The sequence below is a fragment of the Pleomorphochaeta caudata genome (genome assembly GCF_055395745.1).
Genome location: NZ_AP042458.1, coordinates 1,453,782 through 1,478,637, shown reverse-complemented (window position 1 = coordinate 1,478,637; position 24,856 = coordinate 1,453,782). Strand labels below are relative to the sequence as shown.

General features: G+C 29.0%; 23 protein-coding genes. 10 read left to right on the top strand and 13 right to left on the bottom strand.

The annotated features are described in order from the left end of the window. Window positions 1-8: 8 nt before the first annotated feature. The 4 genes from ACZ5RS_RS06780 to ACZ5RS_RS06765 all read right to left on the bottom strand — a co-directional run bounded on the left by ACZ5RS_RS06780 (window position 9) and on the right by ACZ5RS_RS06765 (window position 4,645). Window positions 9-1,511: a sugar ABC transporter ATP-binding protein gene (locus tag ACZ5RS_RS06780; protein WP_464638656.1), complete on the bottom strand. Its 1,503-nt coding sequence runs from the start codon at window positions 1,509-1,511 to the stop codon at window positions 9-11. A 61-nt stretch (window positions 1,512-1,572) separates the two neighbouring features. Then, window positions 1,573-2,502 (bottom strand): sugar ABC transporter substrate-binding protein, encoded by a 930-nt coding sequence (locus tag ACZ5RS_RS06775; RefSeq protein ID WP_464638654.1) that lies wholly within the window; start codon window positions 2,500-2,502, stop codon window positions 1,573-1,575. A 2-nt stretch (window positions 2,503-2,504) separates the two neighbouring features. Further along, window positions 2,505-3,461, bottom strand: coding sequence for a sugar-binding transcriptional regulator (locus ACZ5RS_RS06770; protein ID WP_464638652.1), 957 nt, complete (start codon window positions 3,459-3,461; stop codon window positions 2,505-2,507). A gap of 197 nt (window positions 3,462-3,658) precedes the next feature. Beyond that, a complete protein-coding gene (locus ACZ5RS_RS06765) occupies window positions 3,659-4,645 on the bottom strand; it encodes a LacI family DNA-binding transcriptional regulator (RefSeq protein ID WP_464638650.1) in 987 nt (328 codons plus the stop codon). A gap of 375 nt (window positions 4,646-5,020) precedes the next feature. On the opposite strand from ACZ5RS_RS06765, the gene ACZ5RS_RS06760 reads away from it, so the two are divergent. The 5 genes from ACZ5RS_RS06760 to ACZ5RS_RS06740 are packed head-to-tail and all read left to right on the top strand — an operon-like array spanning window position 5,021 to window position 10,182. Then, window positions 5,021-6,412, top strand: coding sequence for a type 2 periplasmic-binding domain-containing protein (locus tag ACZ5RS_RS06760; RefSeq protein WP_464638648.1), 1,392 nt, complete (start codon window positions 5,021-5,023; stop codon window positions 6,410-6,412). Window positions 6,413-6,435: 23 nt separating this feature from the next. Beyond that, a complete protein-coding gene (locus tag ACZ5RS_RS06755) occupies window positions 6,436-7,326 on the top strand; it encodes a carbohydrate ABC transporter permease (RefSeq protein ID WP_464638646.1) in 891 nt (296 codons plus the stop codon). Between the two features lie 16 nt (window positions 7,327-7,342). Continuing rightward, window positions 7,343-8,167 (top strand): carbohydrate ABC transporter permease, encoded by an 825-nt coding sequence (locus tag ACZ5RS_RS06750; protein WP_464638644.1) that lies wholly within the window; start codon window positions 7,343-7,345, stop codon window positions 8,165-8,167. Between the two features lie 31 nt (window positions 8,168-8,198). After that, window positions 8,199-9,260: a glycoside hydrolase family 130 protein gene (locus ACZ5RS_RS06745; protein WP_464638642.1), complete on the top strand. Its 1,062-nt coding sequence runs from the start codon at window positions 8,199-8,201 to the stop codon at window positions 9,258-9,260. Beyond that, window positions 9,253-10,182 (top strand): DUF1861 family protein, encoded by a 930-nt coding sequence (locus tag ACZ5RS_RS06740; RefSeq protein WP_464638640.1) that lies wholly within the window; start codon window positions 9,253-9,255, stop codon window positions 10,180-10,182. The genes ACZ5RS_RS06745 and ACZ5RS_RS06740 overlap by 8 nt, the downstream gene beginning before the upstream one ends. Before the next feature lie 84 nt (window positions 10,183-10,266). On the opposite strand, the gene ACZ5RS_RS06735 is transcribed toward ACZ5RS_RS06740, so the two are convergent. The 8 genes from ACZ5RS_RS06735 to ACZ5RS_RS06700 form a co-directional block, all read right to left on the bottom strand. Continuing rightward, window positions 10,267-10,950: a S1 family peptidase gene (locus ACZ5RS_RS06735; RefSeq protein WP_464638638.1), complete on the bottom strand. Its 684-nt coding sequence runs from the start codon at window positions 10,948-10,950 to the stop codon at window positions 10,267-10,269. Further along, the gene (locus tag ACZ5RS_RS06730; RefSeq protein ID WP_464638947.1) at window positions 10,943-12,532 is read right to left on the bottom strand and encodes a BCCT family transporter; all 1,590 of its coding nucleotides are present in this window, start codon (window positions 12,530-12,532) and stop codon (window positions 10,943-10,945) included. The genes ACZ5RS_RS06735 and ACZ5RS_RS06730 overlap by 8 nt, the downstream gene beginning before the upstream one ends. Window positions 12,533-12,887: 355 nt before the next feature. Next, a complete protein-coding gene (locus ACZ5RS_RS06725; protein ID WP_464638636.1) occupies window positions 12,888-13,934 on the bottom strand; it encodes an alanine/ornithine racemase family PLP-dependent enzyme in 1,047 nt (348 codons plus the stop codon). Window positions 13,935-13,978: 44 nt separating this feature from the next. Continuing rightward, on the bottom strand, window positions 13,979-15,163 hold the full coding sequence (locus tag ACZ5RS_RS06720) for a YgeY family selenium metabolism-linked hydrolase (protein ID WP_464638634.1): 1,185 nt from the start codon (window positions 15,161-15,163) through the stop codon (window positions 13,979-13,981). Continuing rightward, entirely contained in the window at window positions 15,164-15,775 is a 612-nt protein-coding gene (locus tag ACZ5RS_RS06715) for a cytidylate kinase-like family protein (RefSeq protein WP_464638632.1), read from the bottom strand. Between the two features lie 11 nt (window positions 15,776-15,786). After that, window positions 15,787-16,506 carry an amino acid ABC transporter ATP-binding protein gene (locus ACZ5RS_RS06710; RefSeq protein WP_464638945.1) on the bottom strand — a complete coding sequence of 240 codons (720 nt, stop codon included), beginning with the start codon at window positions 16,504-16,506 and terminating at the stop codon, window positions 15,787-15,789. Between the two features lie 21 nt (window positions 16,507-16,527). Continuing rightward, window positions 16,528-17,181: an amino acid ABC transporter permease gene (locus ACZ5RS_RS06705; protein WP_464638630.1), complete on the bottom strand. Its 654-nt coding sequence runs from the start codon at window positions 17,179-17,181 to the stop codon at window positions 16,528-16,530. A gap of 72 nt (window positions 17,182-17,253) precedes the next feature. Then, window positions 17,254-18,072 carry a transporter substrate-binding domain-containing protein gene (locus ACZ5RS_RS06700; RefSeq protein WP_464638628.1) on the bottom strand — a complete coding sequence of 273 codons (819 nt, stop codon included), beginning with the start codon at window positions 18,070-18,072 and terminating at the stop codon, window positions 17,254-17,256. A 484-nt stretch (window positions 18,073-18,556) separates the two neighbouring features. Here ACZ5RS_RS06700 and ACZ5RS_RS06695 point away from each other — a divergent pair, with 484 nt between their 5' ends. The 5 genes from ACZ5RS_RS06695 to ACZ5RS_RS06675 all read left to right on the top strand — a co-directional run bounded on the left by ACZ5RS_RS06695 (window position 18,557) and on the right by ACZ5RS_RS06675 (window position 23,455). Beyond that, the gene (locus ACZ5RS_RS06695; protein ID WP_464638626.1) at window positions 18,557-19,018 is read left to right on the top strand and encodes a pyridoxamine 5'-phosphate oxidase family protein; all 462 of its coding nucleotides are present in this window, start codon (window positions 18,557-18,559) and stop codon (window positions 19,016-19,018) included. 186 nt (window positions 19,019-19,204) lie between these two features. After that, window positions 19,205-20,302, top strand: coding sequence for a 30S ribosomal protein S1 (locus tag ACZ5RS_RS06690; protein ID WP_464638624.1), 1,098 nt, complete (start codon window positions 19,205-19,207; stop codon window positions 20,300-20,302). A gap of 159 nt (window positions 20,303-20,461) precedes the next feature. Next, window positions 20,462-20,905 (top strand): nuclear transport factor 2 family protein, encoded by a 444-nt coding sequence (locus ACZ5RS_RS06685; protein ID WP_464638943.1) that lies wholly within the window; start codon window positions 20,462-20,464, stop codon window positions 20,903-20,905. Between the two features lie 4 nt (window positions 20,906-20,909). Further along, window positions 20,910-21,848 (top strand): SDR family NAD(P)-dependent oxidoreductase, encoded by a 939-nt coding sequence (locus ACZ5RS_RS06680; protein WP_464638622.1) that lies wholly within the window; start codon window positions 20,910-20,912, stop codon window positions 21,846-21,848. Continuing rightward, the gene (locus ACZ5RS_RS06675; RefSeq protein WP_464638620.1) at window positions 21,848-23,455 is read left to right on the top strand and encodes a phytoene desaturase family protein; all 1,608 of its coding nucleotides are present in this window, start codon (window positions 21,848-21,850) and stop codon (window positions 23,453-23,455) included. The genes ACZ5RS_RS06680 and ACZ5RS_RS06675 overlap by 1 nt, the downstream gene beginning before the upstream one ends. A gap of 27 nt (window positions 23,456-23,482) precedes the next feature. Here ACZ5RS_RS06675 and ACZ5RS_RS06670 read toward each other — a convergent pair whose 3' ends face one another. Then, window positions 23,483-24,847, bottom strand: coding sequence for a DUF711 family protein (locus ACZ5RS_RS06670; protein ID WP_464638618.1), 1,365 nt, complete (start codon window positions 24,845-24,847; stop codon window positions 23,483-23,485). Between the last annotated feature and the right edge of the window lie 9 nt (window positions 24,848-24,856).

Below are 24,856 nucleotides of genomic sequence, written 5' to 3'. Positions count from 1 at the left end.
TTTTTTATTTACCTTTCTTCATAGCAATAATGAAGGATTGTTTTTGAATCAATATTATGATTAACAATTAACTCATGAGTTCTTCCGTTAGCCATAATTAAAATATTATCTGCAATTTCAAGCATTTCTAATAAGTCACTTGTAACATATACAACTGCCTTACCTTCCCTAGCTTTTTGTCTAAGCAATTCATGGATTTCACCTCTCGTCATAATATCGACAGCTTGAGTTGGTTCGTCACATAAAAATACTTCAGGATTAAAAATTAAAGATTTTGCAAATACAACTTTTTGTTGGTTACCACCTGATAATTGAGCTACTTTTTGATTAATACCCACAGCCTTAATATTTAGCTCGTGCATTTTCTTATCTACATCACTAGCTTCTTTTTTACTATCATAAAGACCTTTTTTTACATAAGAATCTATAATTGGTAAAACAACATTATTCTTTATACTTCTATTTATTACTAAAGAATGACCTCTTCTATCTTCATGAATTAAGCCAATACCATTCTCAATAGAATTTCTTGGTGATAATTTAGTTAATTTTTTACCTTTATAAATTACTTCGCCACCTATGATTCTCTTATAACCATAAATGCCTTCAAGTAACTCGGTTCTTCCGCTACCACCTAGACCAAAAATACCAAGAATTTCACCCTTTCTAACAGAAAAAGAAGCATCTTTAACAACTTTATCTGCTGTTGCAATATTCTTTACACTAAAAATTTCTTCTCCAAATTTCTTATTAATATGATTTTCTTTTGAAGTTGAATCATTTTCACTCATATTATCAGTCATTGCTGCTATTAATTGATCTTTATTGGTTTCATTTGTGTTAACGGTTTCAACCATTTGCCCATTTCTAAATACTGTAATTCGTTGTGTCAAAGCAAAGATTTCATCCATTCTATGTGTTATATAAAGGATTGCAGTCCCTGCCTCATTTAATTTTTTGATAATATCAAATAGGATAATCGTTTCTTTATCTGTTAAGGCTGCTGTTGGTTCATCAAGAATTAATAATTTACAATCAGTCAACATGGCCCTAGTTATTTCTATTAAAGTTTGCTGCGGAGGAGATAACTCTTTTGCCATTTTATTTAATGGAACTTCAATCCCATATTTTTCCATAACAGATTTTATTTTTTTCTCCATAGCAGAAAAATCTACAGAAACTTTATTTGCTTTCTTTTCATAAGGTAAGCCTAAGAAAATATTTTCAATGCCATTAAAGGATGGGATTAAATGTCTATCTTGGTGAATAACATTAATTCCAAGTTCTCTACTTTCAACAGGATTCTTAATATCAACTTTTTTACCACTTACATATATTTCTCCCTCTGTTAAGGAATATACACCTGTAAGAATTTTTATTAAGGTTGATTTACCTGCTCCATTTTCTCCGACTAAGCCATGTATTTCACCTTCTCTGATTGAAAAGTTAATATCATTTAACGCATACATGCTACCAAAAACTTTCGATAGGTTTTTAGTTTCAACTATCATAGATACTCCTTCTATTAATAAATATCCAACCTAAGGGCTGGATATTTATTTTTAAGCTCTATTATTTCTTCTCTATTAATAAAGCAGGAACATATTTTTCACCCTTTTCAACTGATTCACCACTTAATACTTTTGTAACTTCATCAGCTACTAAATCAGCCATTCCTTGGAAATTTTGGGCTAAAGTTGCTTTAAAATTAGTACCTTCATTGATTAATTTAACAGCTTGTTCATTACCATCAACACCAACTACTAAAACTTCATCTCTTCCAGCTTCTTGTAAAGCTTGAGTTGCACCAATTGCAGGTTCATCCCATGCACAAAGGATTGCATTAATGCTGCCCTTTTCTGGATAAGCTGTTAATAAGTTTTCAACAATTTCTTTTGAGTTATTTATTTGGTTTGGTACATCAACATGGTGTTCACTAATTAAGTTAATATCAGGATAAGTTTTTAATACATCTTCCATAGCATAAGTTCTTTGAACAACACCTGGATGTGGTCTATAAGTTAAATGTACAATATTACCTTTAGAACCCATTTTATCAAATAAATATGTTGAAATCATCTCACCCATTTGATAGTTATCACTTGAAGCATTCATTTGCATAGCATCAATATAACCAGCATCACAACCAAATACAGGAACTCCGGCATCAGCTGCTTCCATTATTTGAGACTCACAAATTTTAGGATCAACACTAACAATAATGATAGCACTAGCTCCGGAAACAACACTTGTTTCGATATCAGAAACTAATCTACTATTGTCATTTGCAGAATCATTTACTAATACAGAAAAGCCATTTTCAACTAATTTAGCTTCCATATCTTCAATCATCTGTTTTGTTGTTACTGATGATAAATAAGGTGTACAAATTGATATTTCCTTTTTTGCATCAGCTTTTTCACTACTACCACTTGCAAATATTGTAGTTGGTAATAATGCCATTGCTACTATCATAACTAATAACAAACTTCTTTTTTTCATAATTATTCTCCTTTTGAATCATAATTCATTATCTTTTTAGCTGTATCTAAAGATGTTATAAATACATCTATATATTCACCTTTTAACACAGATTTAATTGCCTCTAATTTTTCATCACCCATAGCAATTGCAATTTTTTTTGATTTTTTCAAATCAGAAATCGAATGCCCTAATATATTATTAGCTATACTTGTATCAATGATTTTTCCATCTTTATTGATATAAGAACAACAAATATTAGCAATAGCACCTTCACTCTTTAATATTTCTATTTCTTCTTTTGATAGCCCACTGGCTAAAATCCCTGTAGATGTTGTTGTAACAGAACCTATACCTAATAATGCTACATCACAATTTTTGCCCATATTCATAACTTCATTTATTGATTCTTCACTTAATAAAGCAGCCTTAGTTGCAGCTTGTGTAAAATAATTGGGAGCATTTAACAAATAAAATTTACCATTAGTTTTATGAGCAAATTGTTGGCAAATATTATTAGCTTGCCAAGTTCCACCGTTTATAGATAAACCGCCACAAAGAGGAATAAAAGTTAATCCTCTATTTTTGCTACTATCAATTTTCTCACCTAAAATTTCTACTGTTCTACCTGCCATTATTCCAACTGTTTGATTATTTTTTACTAATAAATTAAACAAATCTTTCGAAGCTTCAGCTAATTGATGCATCCCTTCACTACTATTATTTTGTCCAATATCATAAATATAAACTTCAGGAATATTGAACTTCTCACTTATTAAATTTTGATATTCATTCTCCTCAATATTTGGATAATTTAATTTAATAGAAAGTAACTTCTCTTCTTTAGCTTTTGCAATAAATCTAGAAACCTGAGGTCGTGATATATTCAAAATTGCAGAAATCTCCTTTTGACTTTTTCCTTGAATATAAAACATTTCACAAATTTCTAATAAATATTTTACGTTTTCTAAATTTTTCATCTCAACCTCTTGAAATTAATTTCATATACTATAATTAATTTCATGTTTTCCTTAACTCTATCACAGATATATAGGAATGCAATAAAAAAAAGGACTTTTCATTAGAAATTAATTTCAAGCCCACAAAAAAATAAGTGCTAATTTGAAAAATACAAATTGCACTTTATGATAAAATAATAAAAAATTTATTTTTATAACTATTTGATTGGAGCAGAATCTCGCTCTACTAATTCGGATTTAAGACATATTCTTGTAACTTCTTCTCGCCCTTCCATTCTTTCATTTAAAAGGCGTAAAGCTTCTGTAGCAAACATGTTCTTATTAATATTTACACTAGTTAATTTTGGTTCTGTTGCCTCAGCTAAATCAGTATTATCTATACTAACTAATGCAATTTGCTTAGGTATATCAATTCCTTTACTTTTTAAACTTTGCATAAAGTAATATGCAGCTCTATCACATTGACATACAAAAGCATCGGGAAGGTCTTCAGGTAATGATATATCCATAACATAATTATCAGTTTTTATATTGTAATTGTCTATTACCCAATCATCATTCATAGGTAAATTATAATAATACAATATTTTTTTATACCCAAGAAACCTATCAGTAATATTAGAAGTTTGAGAATATGACCCAACAAAGCCAATCTTCTTATATCCTCTCTTAACCAAGTAATCAGTTAACTCAATACCAATTCTAAAATTATCCATATAAATACAATCTGAATCATTGTCTAAGGAATCATTGTCTATAATAACATATGGAATTGAAACTTGTTTTATAGTATCTAAAATTCTTGGTGAAACTTCACCTCCAACAATAATCCCATCATAAAAATTATCTTCCATTGGTAGGATTCCCTTTTCCTCATTATCTTTTTCTAAAATATATAAATTCAACTTAGAACCATTTTCATTGCATAAAGTATTTAAATAATAATATATAACATGATAAAAAGAGTCAGTTAACAAAAAGAATCGTTTTGGTACAATAAAAGCTATTTGTTTCTCTCCCGAGACTCTCAATCTTTTTTTTTCATACCCAAGATCTGAAGCAACTTGAATTATTTGTTTTCGCAACTCTGAACCAACTCCAGATTGGCCTTTTAAAGCTCTAGATACTGTTATTTTACTAGTGCCGACTTTTTTTGCAATTTGTTCAATTGTTGTTTTTTTCACTAAAATTCCCTCTCATTTAATACACTATAGCATAAAAATATCGTTTTGTAACGTTACTTTTTTAAAATTTTAATTATTAACTCTAATATTCTTTTTTTTATAATTAAAATATAAAAAAATTAATTGAAGTATTTAAGTCTTAAAGCATTTTATTATTTAAAATTCAAATAAATATGAACAAATTAAAAGAAATAATTTAAATTAACTTAACCAATCAAAAAATAAATAAAACTAAGAAAATGATTAAAAAAAAGCAATTAATTAAATAATAAATCATTTTTGTAACGTTATTTTATTTAAAAAAAATAATTTGACAACGTTACATTTTGAATTTATACTCTATTTGTTAAGTATTTAAAACACTAGGAGGAAAATATGAAAACAAAAAAAATTCTCGTTTTATTATTGGCTCTTATTACATTAGAAACATTCGCCTTTGCAAATGGAACTAGTGAAAATAAAGATTCAAAAGAAAACACTTTGACTGTTAGTTTTTGGACAGCACCAAATAAAGGTCAATACGATTTTTGGGACTCAATTATTTCTGAATTTAATTCAGAAGGAATACAAGTTAATGGAAAAACTGTAAAAATTGAAGCTCAAATGATGCCTGAAACACCATCATCAGAGGCAGGAATACAAAATGCTTTAGCTACAAATACAGCCCCAGCAATTTCTACAAACATTAACAGAGGTTTTGCTACTACCTTAGCAAATTCTGGTCGTGTATATGACATTCAGGACGAACAATTCTATAAAGATATAGTTGCAAATAGAAATATGGAAACAATAATGAATGGATGGGGAATTTCTGGGAAACAATATGTAATCCCTATTTATGCAAATGCTATGAGTTACCATTGGAATTCAAGAGCTTTGAGAGCCTTAGGTTTTACAGATAAGGTTCCTACAACAGTTGCTGATATAAACAAACTAATACAAAATTTTGAAAAATTAAAAGATACAACAATGAAGGATATGGGAATTTCCCACTTATTCTTACGTTCAGAACTTGGTAAACCTGAGTTATGGTGGAATAGATGGTATGACTTTGAAATGCAATATGACGCTTTTTCAAATGGTAAAAGTTTAGTAGAAGGTGATAAATTAGTTATGGATCCAGAAATTTCAAAACAAGTTTTTGAATTTTTAGCTAACTTTGGAAATACTATTCAATTAGCCGAAGATACAGGAGCTTTTGACAAACAAGAATCTCCATACGTATTCCAAATTAGTGCCCCTTGGGACGCTGCAAAATATGATGCTGCAGGATTAGAATATGGTATAAATGGCGACTATGTTTATGGTGCACCTATCGTAAAAGAAGAGGGAGATATTCCATACACATTTGCAGATGCTAAAGGATTAGTATTTTATAAAGGAGGAAACATCTCCGAAGAATTACATCAAGGTGCTATAGCTTTCATATCTTGGGTATATTCAAAAGATAGAAACAGCCAAACAGATTTAGATTGGGTAAAAACTACTGGAATGTTACCTATGAGAGGAGACACAAATAAAAATGAAATCTTATCATCTTATATAGCAGATAAACCAATTTTAAAAGCTCAAGCGGATATGATTCCTTACTCTATCCCAGCAATGGCTAATGCTTCCATGACTGCAATTTTAACAGCTCTTGGTGAAGATGGAATGTGTGATTATATGTTAGCTGCAAATAAATTAAATCCTTTTAATGCTATTGATGCAACTAAAGCTGTGCAAAATGCAATGGAAGGAATGAAAGAAGCTGGTAATTTAAATTAAAAATTAAAAAGGAAGTCGACTTAATGAAAAAGAAGAACTATCATTCAAAAGAAAATGCTACAGGGTGGGTTTTTGTTACTCCATATCTATTATATTGGGTTATCTTATTTTCTATCCCTTTAGTATGGGCCTTTTGGCTATCACTAACAGATTGGAATTTAATGGCTCTAAAATGGAATTGGGTCGGCTTTGGTAATTTACTTAAAGCTTTAAAAGATGAAAATATACATAAAGTATTTTTTAATGGGTTAAAATATTTAATAACTATTGTCCCATTGGTGTGCTTATTTTCTTTAGGTATTGCATCAGTATTACATAACTTACCATCAAAATTCAAAGGGATTTTCTCTGTAATCTTTTTTGTACCTTTTTTAACTAGTGGAGTAGCTACTTCAGTTTTTGTTAGATATTTCTTCAATTACAGTTCTCCATTAAATGTATGGCTAAGAGGAACATTTAATCTAACTGTTGGATGGTTTACAAATCCTACTGTAGCATTTTGGGTAATTGTATTTGTTATAATTTGGAAAGTTTGTGGATACTATTCTCTATTCCTTTTTGCTTCATATGAAGCAATTTCTCCAGAAATAATTGAAGCTGCAGAATTAGATGGAGCAACTTCTAAAAAATGCTTTTGGAAAATAGTTATGCCAATAATAGCTTCATCAATGCAAAGTGTAATAATTTTGTCAACAGGATTAGTTTATAGCATCTTCACAGAACCATATTTATTAACTGGTGGCGGACCATCAAAATCAACTTTGTCTTGGCAACTATTACTTTACAATACATCATTTGTTGAATTTAAATCAGGCTATGGTGCAATGATTGCACTCATATTAGGAATATGTATTTTCATTACTCTTAGAATTGTGATTGCTATTTCAAATCACTACGTAAACAACTCAAACTAATAAACGAGGTAAAGCTATGAATACACGCCAAAAAAGAAGTCAAAAGAAATCATTATTTATTGCAATTTTATTAACGATTATCTTTTTGTTTCCTTACTATTATATTTTATTCCAATCATTCACACCATGGGTTGATGTTGATACATCAATAATTCCTCATAAATTCTCTTTTGAAAGTTATATATACTTATTAAACAACGGAGGCGAAGGTAATCAAATGATGTGGCTACGTGCAATGATTAACTCAATTGTAGTAAGTATTGTCTCAACAGGAATTGCTCTTATTACTGGCTTTTTGATTGCATATGCAATGACAGAATTACATTTTAAAGCTAGCAAGTTAGTTTATAATCTAATCCTATTTCAAATGTTCTTCCCTGCAATTATATTATTAGTTCCTCAATATATGTTACTTAGACCTTTAGTAAATAATTATTTAGGAATGATCATCCCTTTTACTGTTTCAGCTTGGGCTGTACTTATGTATTATAATCATTTTAAAACATTACCAAAATCTCTATTTGAATCTGCAAGAATAGATGGTGCAAGTGAATTACGCACTGCTTTTCAAATTGCATTTCCAATAGGCAAAACTATTTCTATAATAGTATTCTTATCAATCTTTTTAGGTCGTTGGTCAGAATTAATGTGGGATATGTTAATGGCTCCTAAACTTCAAATGCAAACTTTAAATGTTTTAATAACAACTCAATTTAAACCAATGGGAAATCTTCCTGGACCATTATATGCAGCATCGGTAATACTGACTTTCCCAGTTATGATACTTTTCTTATGCTTTTCAAAATATTTCAAGCAAGGCATTGCTATGCAACTTAAATAATAAAAAATTAAAACTAACCTAAGGAGTATTTATGCAAAATAATCACATACAACGATATGCGAAAAATCCAATAATATCTATTTCAGATGTAAAACCTACAAAAGATAATATGGAAGTAGTTGGGGTTTTCAACTGTGGAGGGGTATTATATTCAGGAAAAATATATTTATTATGTAGAGTTTCAGAAATAATAAAACCTAAAAGCAAAGATATAATTTCAATACCAATAATGACAAATAAAGGTTTAACAGAAATTTCATATAATAAAAATGATATCAATTTAAATTTCTCAGATTCTAGATCTATAAGAGATGATAATAATAAAATTTTAAATCTAACTTCATTCTCAAGTTTAAGGTTAGCAATATCAAATGATGGATATAATTTTCAAATCGATGAAAAACCATGTATTAGCATTGATCCAATAACAGAAAACTGGGGAATTGAAGATCCTCGTATTGCGAAAATAGATAATACTTTTTACATTACATATTCTTCAGTAAGTCAAAATGGAGTTGGTGTATCTTTAGCAACAACTAAAGACTTTAAGAAATTTAATAAACTTGGAATGATTTTACCTCCAACAAATAAGGATACAGTCATTTTCCCAGAAAAGATTAATAATAAATTCTACCTTCTTCATAGACCTAGCCCTTTTGACAATCTTGGTAATTCTGATATTTGGATTGCAGAATCAAATGATTTACTTCATTGGGGGAATCATAAACATTTATGCGGGTCAAAAGAGGGAAATGTTTGGGAAGCTTTAAAAATTGGAGCTGGAAGCACTCCAATAAAAATAGATGAAGGTTGGCTAGTTTTTTATCATGGTGTAGATAAAAATGAAAGATATTGTATGGGATATTTATTACTTGATAAGAATTATCCTAGTAAGATATTGTTTAGGACAAAGAATCCAATAATGGAACCAACCATGAATTATGAGAAATCGGGATTTTTCTCTGAAACTATATTCCCCTGTGCTACTATTCCAACTATGAATAAAATTATAATGTACTATGGAGCTGCAGATAATAGTATTTGTCGAGCTGATATAGAGATTAATAAATTAAGAGAATTAAGAAATGAATAAAAAATATACTGTTGAAGAATTATTAAAAGAGTATCGAAATTCAAATAATTTTCCAATATTTGAAAATAAAATGATTAAATTTGATAAAGTAAATAATAACGATGTTTATAATCCATCATATCCAATTAAAATTAATAATAAATTAATCCTTCCCGCTAGAGTAGAAAAAAGAGATAGTGAACATTCAAAAGTAATTTTTTTTAAGGAGACAAATCAGGCATTAACTTGGGAGCCAGATGAAAACTTTAAAACTCTAGAATTACAAGATCCATTTTGGATAGAAGATAATGATACTCTATTAATTGGTGGTGTCCAAGTTGATTTTGCAGTTGATGATACAGTAATTAATTGGAAAACAGTATGTTATAAACTTATGAAAAATAATACTTTTTCTCATTTCTTCACAGGACCTAATAAAATGAAAGATATACGATTCTGCAAATTAAAAAATGGGAAAATTGCACTTTTTACAAGACCTCAAGGTACAAAAGAATCAAAATTAGGACAAATAGGATTTACTATATTATCTTCTTGGGAAAACTTATCTACTGAAGTAATAGAAAAAGCTCCTTTACTAAATATTTTTGATGAAAATCAATGGGGTGGAATAAATCATGCACAATTATTACCAGATGGTAATATTGGATTATTAGGACACATTGCTTGCTATTCAACAGATAAGGCAAAACACTATTATCCTATTTCATTTGTATTAAATCCAGATACTACCGAAATTATCAAAGAACCTAAAATAATATTAGAAAGAAACCAATTATTAAAAAGCCCTTCAAAATCTGCTGATTTAGAAGATATAATTTTCCCTGGTGGAGCAATACAAGAAGATGGAGGGACTACATTATATTTAGGGGTTAGTGATGCTACAGTTCAAATTGTTAAAACTAAAAATATTTTTAATATTTAACTAATAATTATTTTAAATCATCTTTATAAAAAACTAATACCTCAAATCATAACAATTTGAGGTATTTTAATAATTTTACTTAAATTAGTTAATCTCAAGTCCTAAATCTTCTAGCATTTTAGTACCATATTCAATAGAGACAGCATAACTAACTGAAGTATCATATTCAGGATAATTAACACCTCTATTAAAATCACCACCATCATCAAGTGGAGAAAAGCGGCCTATTACAATACCAACAATTCTTTCATCTTCAATATTAACTAAAGGGCCTCCGGCCATCCCATCATTTACCATTGAATCAAATAGCAGAAGCTTTGTACCTGTTTCAAGCTTTACTTTTGAACTCAAAATACTACTTCTAATACCTAGATTATGCATATCCTGATGGCCATATGGAAATCCTAAATTTACTAAACCAGTACCTAATTGTAGATTATCCACTTGACCTATTAAATGGTCTGGAGTTTCAATAAGAAATTCTTTTTCTAATTTCAAAACAGCTACATTATTATAAACATCAACTTTTACTACATTAACAGCTACAGCACCTACTTCATCCATGCTAAGAATAGAAAAATCTTCAGGATCTAAAGGTTTTGCAACCATTAAGTCTTCAAAACCTTCAGCAATCAAATGTGCTGCAGTTAATAAATATCCTTTTTCATGTACTAAAAAGGCCGTTCCTAAAAATACTACACTATTTTCTTGTTTTCTAACTAACAAGAAACATGCTCCTAGAAATTTTTGTCCTGATTTCTTATACATTTGGATCCTCCTTCTTTTTTCTCTTTTTCTTAAATATTACTGGAGGAATATCAGCTGATTCTATTTGGAAATTCTTCGGTTTTCCTTTTTTGGATTTTAAAGAGAATGTTTGAACCCCAGTATATTCATTTAAACCTTTTTTCAAACTAAAACAAAGGACAAGCAATACTATACCGAAAGGTAATCCTGTCGCTATAACAGCTGATTGCAAAGCAGAAAGCCCTCCGCTTACTAATAAAGCTGCAGCAACCACCCCTTCTAATATTGCCCAGAATAATCTTTGAGGGATTGGAGGATCTGGATTTCCACCAGCTGTTATTATATCAATAACCATAGAACCTGAATCTGAAGAAGTTACAAAGAAACTTACAACTACTAATACTCCTAAAATTGAAGTAACAGCATTAAAAGGAAGTTTTTCTAACAATAGGAAAAGAGAAAGTGGAACATTCTCAGTAACAGCTTGTGCAAAACTACCATCACCAAACATTTCAATGTATAAGGCTGTATTACCAAATACGGTCATCCATAAGAAAGTTACAATAGTAGGTACACAAAGAACTCCCATTAAAAATTCTCTAATTGTTCTACCTCTTGATACTCTAGCAATAAACATACCAACAAAAGGAGACCAAGCTATCCACCAAGCCCAATAGAATACTGTCCAACTATTTTGCCAATTAGTATTTTCAAAAGTTTCATTCCAAGTAGAAATTACAAGTAATTTTTGCATATAATAGCCAATATTTTCAGCAAACCCGTTTAAAATAAACATTGTTGGGCCACAAATCAACACAAATAATAATAACAACATTGCTAGGCGAATATTTATCTCAGATAATTTTTTTACCCCAGCATCTAAGCCTCTCACAACTGAAACTGTAGCTATAGATGTAATTATTACAATTAGAATCATTTGTACAATAACACTTTGATTAATACCAAATAGATGACTTAATCCAGCATTTATTTGTTGAACCCCAAAACCTAATGAAGTCGCAACACCAAAAAGAGTAGCTACTGTAGCCAAAATATCAATTAAAGTTCCCCATGCACCATTAATTCTATCTCCTAATAAAGGATAGAATATTGTACGAATTGATAAAGGCTGTCCTTTATTAAAACTGAAAAAGGCTAAAGCTAGTCCTATTAAAGCATATACTGCCCAAGAATGAAGTCCCCAGTGCATAAAAGTAAAGGCCATAGCTTGATGTGCAGCCTCCACTTGATTTTCCACAGGCATAGGTGGATTTATAAAATGGAACATAGGTTCTGCTACGCCATAGAAAAGTAAACCAATTCCCATACCAGCTGAGAAAAGCATAGCAAACCAACTAGTGGTACTAAAATCAGGTTCAGCATCTTCGCCTCCTAATCTTATGTCCCCATAGCGACTAAACATAATGTAAACAACGAACAATAAAATTAAAGTCATTGCAAGGGTGAAAAACCAACCAGCATTTGTGGATATACTGTTTAGTAAATTGTCAAATAGGCCGCCCATCATTTTATTAAAGAAAATTGAAATTACTACAAATCCAATTATTATAGCAGCCGATGTGAAGAATACGACAGGATGAATATCGAATCGCTTCTTCTGATCCTGAGTTTTTTCTATATTTTTTTTGATAATATTTACTCCTAGATTATCTTATTGATTACTTTCGCAGCAAAGCGAACCCCTAGATAGAATGTTCCGGGAGAATGAATCGGAATAAAGTCTCAGACACGAATATCAATGAGCAAACCGTTACTAAATCTTAGATAATCATTATTTTTTTGTAATATACTAATCATGATAAAAATTAAGAAAGCTGTCAACCGTATAAAAATACCGTAAAAATACTGTTTTTATGTAACATATAAAAAGTATTATGAGTTTGTTTTTGAACAAAAATAAATTATTCTCTTCAAAAAATATTTTTTTATACTTTACTTTAAGAAATATAATTTTTTGTAACATATTTACTAGTGATTGCTCGCATCAAAGAAAAGTAGCCTAACTCAAATTGTATAATACTTCCAATTTTATAATTATTTTCATTATTTTTTATATATACAATCAAATAGTCACTGCTAGCACCAAGTATTTCTATATTAGGATCTACTGCTCTCATAGTTTCAATATCGCAATCTTGTTTTCCAATAGCTAATATAGCACGTTGAATAATTCCATTATCAACAGGCATATCTGGGATATTTCCATAACTATCAGCACCAACTCTCCCCCATGGAATCGAAGGTTTTTCTTTTAATTCAACTATTTCTGCATTTAATATAAAAGCATCTCTTCTGGTGCCTTCTAAAAAAGTATAAGTACTTCTTTCTTTACCAAAAAGTAAACTTTCCCCAAGTCTCATGTTATTAATACCGTTTGGGATTCCACCTTCAATCATTAATTTAATTGTAGCAGAATTTCCACCACTGACAACGGGTTCTTTAATTGGTAAATCACTAGCAATATTTTTTAATATATCCATTTTTTCTTTTGTTGGTTGTATAAAAGAAAAACAACTTAAATTTGTACCAATTCCGTATAATATTATATTTGATAGTTTTTGAACTTTATTTGCGACATCTAATAATTGCTTACTATTAATATAACCTTCTCGTAAATCACCTAAGTCAATCATTAGTATTACTTTATGTGTCTTATTTTGCTTTTTTGCTTCTTTATTCAAAGCCAATATTGTTGAAAATTCAGAATTCATTGACACATCAGAATAAATAATAACATCTTCTATTTGAGATATTGAAGGAACACGAATAAGCCATTTTTCCACCATTAAGTTTTTTAATATTTTTAAATTCTCTATTCGAGCATCCCCTATTCTTTTAAGCCCTCCATCAATGAAAGCCTGAACAATAGGAGGTGCTGCAGAAAAAACTTTAGTTATCCCAGTTATATAAATGCCATGTTTTTTACAAAGTAAATCAACACATTCAACATTTTTTTTTATAATGTCTAAATTTATATCCAACATAGGATAACTCATAATCTCATTCCTTATAATTTTTCTTTATATAATTATTTCATCAAAGCTTTTAAAATTGACATATAACAATTTGCTGCACCAACTAGTTGATCTATTTCAATATATTCATCTATTGTATGAGCTAAATTTTCTTTAGAAGGGCCAAGTCCAATTGTCTTAACACCTTTTTCACCAGCATAATAACTACCATTTGTACAAAAATCATAAATAGTTATATCCGGATTAAATCCATCTTTTTTTAGTTCTGATAAACAATCTTGAATAAAGTCATCATTTTCATCATATAACCAAGCTGGGAAAAACTTTTGAGAACCTAACATTTTATTTGTATAACATTTATTATAATCTTCTACATAAGATGCTTTTGCTTTAATTTTTGAATCCTCTTTTTCTAACTTACTAATACAATCTAAAATTGGTTTAAGTACACTTTCTTTAGTTTCATTAACTATGGTTCGCCTATCATAACTTGCCTTACAATAAGCAGGTACACAACTAGCTCCTGGATATGGATCAGATTTAATATCTGTTAAAACCATTATACCTTGATTTAATAAAGGATGACTAACTAATGGCAATTTATTGATTGCCTCAATAATTTTGCACATACTATAAACTGCATTATTACCATTTTCAGGATGTGCACTATGGGATGGAATTCCAAAGGTTTCAATTGCAATTTCTGCACGACCTCTCTGTCCAATTTTTAAATTCAACTCAGAAGCTTCACCAATAACTACATAATCAGGATTGTAAGCATCACATATATATTTTGAAGCTACCCCTTCAAATAGCTCCTCATGGACAATACCTGCAACAACAATTTTACCTGGGAAATTTCTATTAGTTGCTTTAGCATAATTGGATACAGCTAAAGCCATAGCAGATAATCCGCCCTTCATATCTGATGTTCCACGACCATAAATACGATTATTTATTATCTTTGCACCAAAAGGGTCTACACTCCAATCTTTTATATCAATAACAGGGACAGTATCAATGTGTCCATCAAAAACAATACAAGGGCCTTTTTTATTCCCATTCATTATTCCAACTACATTACCACAAGCATCAACAGTTATTTCATCAAAATTTTGTTCTTCAAAAAACTTTTTTAATACTTGGGCTACATTTTGTTCTTCCCCTGAATAACTTTTTTCTTTAACCAAATCTTGACATAATTTTATAAGTCTAGATTCATCAACTTTGTTCAACATTTAAAGTTCCTTTTCCAATTTTTTAATTCTTTCTTTTGCGGCTGTTTCTAAGATATCCACACAACCTTCAATTCCAAATACTTCTCGATTTAAAAAAACGTCTTTATTTGAATATAATTTATATTTCCCATTAGAATAGTAATTACGATAATCACGACGAACTATATCTTTACGTCTAACTAATTTTTTTGAGTCAGTTTCTGAAGAATTATATTTATTTTGTATATTTTTAACTCTAAATTCAAAAGGTGCGTAAATATATACTCTAAGAAGATTTGCTTTATCTCTTAAAATATAATCTGAAAGACGTCCCACTATAATACAAGATTCAGATTCAGCAACATCACGAATAACACCTTTTTCTAATTCAAAAAGTTGATCACTCTTTCGAGAAAACCCAAGACTAGGGAAATAAGAATTATAGCTAGACTTTGAAACACTCTCATCAGCTTTCATTAAAGATATTTCATCTTCACCTTTTTTTAAAACTGCCTTTCCTAAAATATCTTTATCATATAATTTTATTCCAAGGCGAGTAGCCAATTGAAAACCAATTTCATGTCCTTCTGCACCAAAATCACGGTCTATTGTAATTACAATATTAGAATTCATAAATTTACTCCTTAAATAAAATTAGATAAGAATTTTTTACATCTTTCGGTTTTTGGGTTTTGGAACATTTCTAGAGGAGAGGATTCTTCAACAATAAATCCATCATCCATAAATAAAATACGGTTTGCAACATCTCTTGCAAAACCCATTTCATGAGTAACTACAACCATTGTCATCCCATCTTTTGCAAGGCTTTTCATTACATCTAATACTTCCCCAACCATCTCTGGATCAAGAGCACTAGTAGGTTCATCAAAAAGTAAAATTTTAGGATTCATTTCTAAAGCTCTAGCAATAGCAACTCTTTGCTTTTGTCCACCAGATAATGTTGCAGGGTAAACATCCCTTTTATCAAATAAACCTACTCTTTTAAGTAATTCTTCTGCTTTTTCGATAGCTTCTTTTTTATTAAGTTTCTTTAAAGTTCTAGGAGCAAGTGTCATATTTTCAATTACTGTATAATTTGGAAATAAATTAAAATGTTGGAATACCATTCCTATATTTGAACGAAAAACATTTACATTTTTTACATTCTTTGAATTTTCACCATCAATTATAATTTCACCTTTTTGAATATTTTCTAATTTATTTAAACATCGAAGCATTGTTGATTTGCCTGACCCTGAAGGACCAATTAAACAAACAGTTTCACCCTTTTCAACACTAAAAGAAATATCTTTTAAAACAACCAAATCTCCAAATACTTTATTTACATGTTCACATTCTATTATTTTTTCCATAAATTCCTCTTATTAGCGTTGAGTATAATTTAATTTGTGTTCAACTCTTTTTGATAAATATGTTAAGAATACAATAACAATCAAATAAATAATTGCAGCATAAGAATATAATTCAAATGCTTTATAATTCCTAGCAATAATAACCTTTGCAGTTAATGTTAATTCATTAACAGTAATTGCACTTAAAATAGCAGTATCTTTAAGACTTGATATTGCTTGGTTCATAAGAGATGGAATCATAATTTTTATTGCTTGAGGAAGAATAATTTTTCTCATTGTTTGGAAGTAACTTAGACCTAAACTTCTTGCCGCTTCAGTTTGACCATAATCAATAGCTTGAACCCCTGCTCTAAATATTTCAGCCATATAAGCTGATGCATTAATTGCTAAAATAATAACAGCAGCACTATTTGTGCCCATTGAATTTTTAATAACACCAAAATATAAGAATAATGCTAAAATCATTAACGGAATTCCACGAACTACCGTAACATAGAAATTTGCAATCTTTTCTAATATTTTTATATTACTAATAGAGAAAATACACAAAATAATACCTAATACAATAGCAATAAATATACCAAAAAAGGCAATAACTAAAGTTAATCTTAGTCCCGCTAAAAGCATTGGCATATATTTCCAGAACATTTCAAAATATTCCAACATAATAACTCCTTTATAATTAAAATAGAGGGGAACTTTAAAAAGCATCCCCCTCTGCATTTAACATATTTTTAATTATTTATATTCATTAATAATTTTGTCATATGTTCCGTTTGCTTTAATAGTTGCTAAGCCTTCATTAAATTTAGCTAATAAATCTTGATTTTTACCTTTAACTACTGCAAAACCATTTTGTGGTGGAGCTTCAATAGCATCAATTGCTACTTTTAAGTTTTGTTGAGCACCAATTGCAATTTGATAACTGATTACAGGATAGTCTTCAATTAAAAAATCAGCTTGTTTATTTGCTACAGCCATCATCATACTTGCTGAATCTGGATAAACTTTTACTGTTAAGTTCCATTCATCAGCATGATCTTGTGACCATAACATACCTGTTGTACCTTCTTTACAAGCAGCTGTTTTTCCTTGTAAATCAGAAAAATCACTGATACTATCATCTTCAGCATTTACAATTAAAGCTGATCCTGATTCATAATAACCATCAGAAAAATCTACAGTCTTTTTTCTTTCTTCTGTTATATTCATACCTGCAATAGAAGCATCAATAGTTCCTGAAACAAGTGCTGGAATAATTGCTGAAAAATCCATTGGAGTTAATTCATATTCAAAACCTTCTAATTGTGCAATTGCGTCTAAAAGTTCTACATCAATTCCGTAATAATCTCCCATTCCATTACCGCTTGATACAACAACACCTGGTGCTGACTCCCCTTCTTCTAATTGAATTGAAAATGGAGGATATGAAGCATCACAAGCTACAGTATAAACTTTTAACTGTGAAGCAGGACTTTGTTCAGGAGCTCCATTTGCAAAAACAAATGCACTAGCCAAGCATAATAATAATGCTGTTAATGTTAATTTCTTTTTCATTTTTTTCTCATCCTTTAAATAAAAAAAAGACGCAAATATTGAAATTCAATATTATACGTCTTTGTACTTGTATTTGAGCTAAGACTATAAAAGAAAAATACTTTTAGTCAATATATTTTTATTAAATTAAATGCTTTTATGGTATCAATATGATAATAATTTATATACAATTATTAAACTAACAAAAATATTAACATTTGTAAAATATCTTTTTAAAAAACAATGCTAATTCATTATTTAAAAGGCATATAATAAATATTTATCGAATTATTTAATTATTAATTTAAAAAAAATTTTAACCTTTTCTTTAATTGATTTATAAAAAAAATCTTTTTAAAAAAAAAGTAAAAAAATATTTTTTTTAACTGGAATTTAGATGAAAATATAAGAAAATCCCATTATTTATTTAAATTTATAATGCTATAAAATTTATAATTCGTTATAATGTTATATAAAATACTAAGGTATAAAAAGGAGAATAATTTTGGATATTAATTACAGTCAACTTGAAAAAGAAATCTTAGAAAATCTTGGAAATAAAGCCGTTTTAGTAGTTGCAACAAGTAAGGATAATAGAGTAACAGCAAGAAGTTTAAGTTGCATAATAAACGATAAAAAAATTTATTTTCAAACAGATAAAAATTTTATTAAATATCAACAAATAATTAGTAATCCAAAAGTAGCCCTTTGTATAAATAATATACAAATTGAAGGAATAGCAACTCCTATTGGACACCCCTTAGAAAATAAAAATGCTTGGTTTAAAAAACTTTATAAAGAATATTATCCACAGTCTTTTGATAATTATTCAAAAATGAAAAATGAAGTAATAATTGAAGTAAATCCAACTTACATCACTCTTTGGAAATATATTGATAATAAACCATTAAGAGATTATTTAGATTTAATAAACAAAAAAGCGCAAAGAGAATATTACAATATTTAATATATAAAATATTAGCAATATTTTAATTCTTTAACTCAAAATTATATTTGATGTTTTCTTATTTTAAACACTATGATAAAGTAAACCTATAAATAAATCATTTAGTTTTTTTCAACTTGATATTAAAAAAACAAAGAACTAAATAACATAACAATGTATTTATAATTTAATTTGAGGGTATATATTTTGATTAATAACTTAGAAGAAGGACAACTAGTTAAAACAAAAATTCTTGCAATTTATGGAGATAACATCTTTATCGATTTAAATATGAAAAGTGAAGGTATTATTGATAGTTCAGAATTTATGGGTGAAGATGGTAAACTTAGTGTAAAAGAAGGAGATACCATTAGTGCCTATTTTATCTCATATGATCATGGAGAAATGCATTTTACTACTAGACTCAAAGGAGATAAAGCAAATACCGCAGTTTTAGAGCAAGCTTATAAAACTGGAATTCCTATTGAAGGTAGTGTTGAAGCTGAAATTAAAGGTGGATTCCAAATAAAAATTGGAGATAGCCAAGCATTTTGTCCATTTTCGCAAATGGGATTTAGACAAAAAGAGGAACCAAGTTATTTTATTGGCAAAAACATGACTTTCCTAATCCAAGAATTTAATAGAGAACAACATAATATAATTGTATCAAATAGAGCTTATCAAGAAGATTTAGAAAATAAAAAAATTGAAAAATTAAAACAAGAATTAGAACCTGGTTTAATAGTAAAAGGAACAGTTCTTTCTTTGCAATCTTTTGGAGCTTTTGTAGATGTTGAAGGTATTCAAGCATTACTCCCTATTTCTGAAATCAGAAGAGCTAGAGTAAAAGACATAGAAAAAGAATTAAAAGTAGGACAAGAAATTGAGGCTCAAATTCTAAGTCTAGATTTAGACCATAAGAAAATGTCTATAAGCACTAAAGTTTTAACAAAAGATCCTTGGGATACAGTCTCTTCTAAATATAAAGTTGGAGATAAAATAGAAGGAACTATTTCTAAAATAGCAAGTTATGGTTTATTTATAACTCTTGAAGAAGGACTAGATGGCCTTGTATTTATTTCAAAATTACCTAATGCAACCAATACAACAAATCTTAGTAAAGTTTATAAAACTGGAGAAATTATGTTTGTCTCTATTGATCAAATTGATGAAGATGAACATAAAATTGCTTTAAGTCCTGCTAAATCAGATGAAGAAGAAGAAACTTTAAAAGAATATATGGCTGAACAAGATGATGATGATGGAGATACATATAATCCATTTGCTGCATTTTTTAAGAAGTAATAAACAACATATAAATTTAGTAATTAAATATTCTAGATCAGTCTAGAATATTTTTTTTCATTTCTGATTTTAATTGACACTCAATTAACGTGTGCTAAAATATTAATAAGTATACTATAAATTATTGGACTTGATGTTTTTACTTAATACAGGAGTAATATTATCGACTACAAAATAATTGATAAAGAACAACTTATTCATTTATGGACTGAAATTTATAACACTGAAGGAAAACCGGATTGGTCACATATCCTGCCCTTTTATGATGACAACATTTTTTTCAAAGATACAGTTCAAGAAATTCATGGTAAAGAAGAATTTGAAGCAATGACTAAAAGACTAACCGATAGATCAAAAGAGCTTCAAATGAAAATTCATAATGCAGTTGAAGAAGGAAATTTAATAGTACTTGAATGGGAAATGATTTTAAGTTTCAAAAAATATCCTAGTTCATCTATTTATGGGCTAAGCAGACTAACAATCAATGAAGAAAGAAAGATTATTGAACAAAGAGATTATTACGATTTATGGGGCGATATTTTTGATAACATCCCTAGATTCGCAAAGATGTATAGACGATTTATGAAAAAGAAATTTGGGTAATGCTATGAATAAATATTTAAAAGAATATAAATGGTCAAATATTGGCGCAATGATGAAAAATGATAAAAGAGAGCCTGCAATTTGCAATGATTCTTTTGAAGGGAAACTTGTTGTAATCTCTGGAGCTACTTCTGGAATTGGTTATCATACTGCAAATAAATATGCTTCAAAAGGGGCTAATCTTTTACTAATTAATCGAAATGAAATAAAAACTAAAACGCTATGCGATGAATTAATAAAAAAATATAATATATCTTGTAAATATTTAATCGCAGACTATACTTCTCTAGAACAAATTAAGCAATTAGCAACAAAGCTAAATAATATTAGTGAAGACATTAATGTTTTAATTCATAATGCTGGAGTATATTTAACACAAAGAACTTTTACTAAAGATAACCTTGAAACCGTCTTTCAAGTAAATTATCTAAGTTCTTTCATCCTAAATTATATGCTAAAAGAAAAACTCTCAGCTCAAAAAAAAGCAAAAATACTTTTTGTTAATTCTGAAGGTCATCGATTTGCAATTGCTGGTCTTAGACTTGATGATTTAGATTGGAAGAAACACCACTACTCTGGATTAAAAGGTTATGGATCTGCAAAAACTGCTCAATTATTATCTATGATTTCTTTCTCAAACTTTTATGAAGGAACAAATGTAACAATTAATGCTATGCACCCAGGCAATGTGCAAACAAATATGGGTGAAAATAATGGGAAACTATATAAATTTTTTAAACATAATATGGTTAATCCATCTTCTAGATCACCAAAACTATCAGCTGAAGCATTATACTATTTGGGAGTATCTAAAGAAGTAGAAAATGATAATGGATTTTTCTTTAATTTAACTACAAAAGAAATACCTGCCCCTCATGCTTTAGATACAGAAATGGCTTTAGCTTTATGGGAGAAATCATTAATACTTAGTGGATTAAAATAATGAAGAGTGAAAAACAAATTATTATTGTTGGAGCAGGCCTTGCGGGGTTAACTAGTGCAGCATATCTTTCAAAAGAAGGATACAAGGTATTATTAATTGAAAAGAATAATACCTGTGGAGGTTTACTTTCTTCATTTAATCATGAAGGCTTTACCTTTGATGTTGGTGCAAGATCAATTGAAAACTCTGGAATTATAAAACCATTATTAAAAGATTTAGAAATAGATATTGAATTATTAAGAAGCAAAGTATCTATAGGCATTGAATCAGATATATTATCATTTACAGAAACAGATAGTATTGCAAAATACAAAAGCTTATTAATTAAGAAATTTCCTCAAAATACTCAAGACATCGAAAAAATATTTAAAGTAATCTATAAAATAACAAAAAGTATGGAAACGATGTATGGGTTTGATAACCCTATATTTACAAAAGATTTTACCAAAGATAAAGAATATTTATTGCATAAATTATTACCTTGGTTCCCTAAATTTTTGCTCTCAGTAATTCAAATGAATAAAATGAATAAACCTATTGATGAATTTTTAAAAAAATATACTTCAAATCAATCATTAATAGATATGATTAGCCAACATTTTTTTAAAAAAACTCCAACATTTTTTGCTTTAGGATACTTTTATGTTTATCAAGATTATTTATATCCTAAAGGCGGAACAGGAAAAATAAGTGAAAAATTAAAAGATGAAATAATAAAAAATGGTGGGAAAGTATTAAATAACACATTAATTAATTCAATTGATACAAAAACACAATCAGTAATTGCAAATAATATAAACTATAATTATGATAATTTGATTTGGGCTGCAGATTTAAAACAATTATATTCAATAATTAAAGAAGACAATCTAAATAAAACAGAAATAATCAAAATAAAAAATGAGAAAGCAAAACTTTTCTCTAGTAGAGGTGGAGATTCTGTTTTTACACTTTATTTAGGCGTTAATAAAGATTCAAAATATTTTTCAAAAATATCAAATGAACATTTTTTCTATACCCCACTTAAAAAGGGTTTAAATAATACTCATTATGCGCAATTAGAGTATCTTATAACAAACTTTGAAAAGCATTCAAAAGAAGATATTTTAAAATGGATTGATCAATATACTAAATTAAATACTTACGAAATATCTATACCCGTTTTAAGAGATACAAATCTTGCACCTAAAAATCAAACTGGGTTAATTATAAATTTTTTCTTTGAATATAACTTAGTAAAAAAAATTTATGATGCTGGTTGGTATGAAACTTTTAAAACCGAAGTCGAAAATAAAATGATTGAAGTACTCAATAATTCGATTTATCCTTTTTTAAAAGATAATCTATTATTTCAATTTTCTTATACACCTTTAAGTATAGAAAGAATTGTGAAAACATCAGAGGGCGCAATAACTGGATGGACTTATGAAAAAGAATCTCCAGTAGTTAATAATTTATTAAAAATTTCTAAATCAATAAAAACACCAATAGAAAACATCTATCAAGCTGGACAATGGGTATACAGTCCATCTGGAATTCCAACTGCAATATTAACAGGTTGGTATGCCGCCAGCGAAATAAAAAAAACACTATCTAGTAAAAACTAAATAGTGCTAAATATATAAAATAATATACTAGTTTTTAAAACTATGGATTGGTGCAGGAATTCTACCGCCCCTATTAATAAAATCAGCACAAGATTTTGTATTAACTTTCATAATAGGTGCAAATCCAAGCAATCCGCCAAATTCAGCAGAATCACCTAAAGTTTTCCCAATAACTGGAATAATCCTTACTGCTGTAGTTTTAGCATTAACCATACCAATAGCAGCTTCATCAGCTATAATACCAGATATAGTAGTTGCTTCAGTATCACCAGGAATAGCAATCATATCTAAACCAACTGAACATACACAAGTCATTGCTTCTAATTTTTCAATACATAAATTGCCACCTGCAGCAGCATTAATCATATTTCTATCTTCACTTACAGGAATAAAAGCGCCTGATAAACCACCAACAGAAGAAGAAGCCATTATACCACCTTTTTTAACTTGGTCATTTAATAAAGCTAATGCAGCAGTAGTACCAGGACATCCTACTTCTTCAAGACCCATACTTTCTAATATTTCTGCAATAGAGTCCCCAATAGCTGGAGTTGGAGCTAAAGATAAATCTAAAATTCCAAATGGGATATTTAATCTTCTACTTGCTTCTTGAGCAACTAATTGTCCAAGTCTAGTTACCTTAAACGCAGTTTGCTTTATGGTTTCACATAAAGCAGTAAAATCTTTTCCTTTTACACTCTGAATAGCTTCATTAATTACACCAGGACCACTAACACCAATGTTAATAACATTGTCAGTTTCAGTGACCCCATGAAAAGCACCCGCCATAAACGGATTATCATCAGGGGCATTACATAAAACTACTAATTTTGAACAACCAATACTATCATTATCTTTTGTTGCAATTGCTGTTTCTTTTACTATCTCTCCCATTAGTTTAACAGCATCCATATTAATTCCTGTTTTAGTAGAACCAATATTTACAGAAGCACATAAGCAATCTGTTTTAGCCATAGCTTGAGGTATTGCCCTAATTAATAATTCTTCACTTTTTGTCATGCCTTTTGCTGGTATTGCAGAAAATCCACCAATAAAATTTACACCAACATCTTTAGCGGCTTTATCAAGCACAATAGCTAATTCAACATAATCTTCCTTTGTTTTACAAGCTGAAGCACCAATAAACCCCATTGGAGTAATTGAAATTCTTTTATTAACGATAGGGATTGCATAATCACTCTCTATTTCTTTTCCAACTTTTACCAAATCTTTTGCTGTAGTTGTAATCTTTTCATAAATATTCTTTTTTAATACTTCTAGATCACTATCAATGCAACTCAAAAGACTAATCCCCATAGTAATAGTTCTTACATCAAGATTGTCTTTTTCAAACATTTTATTTGTATCAACTACTTCGTTTAGACTTATCATTGATCTCTC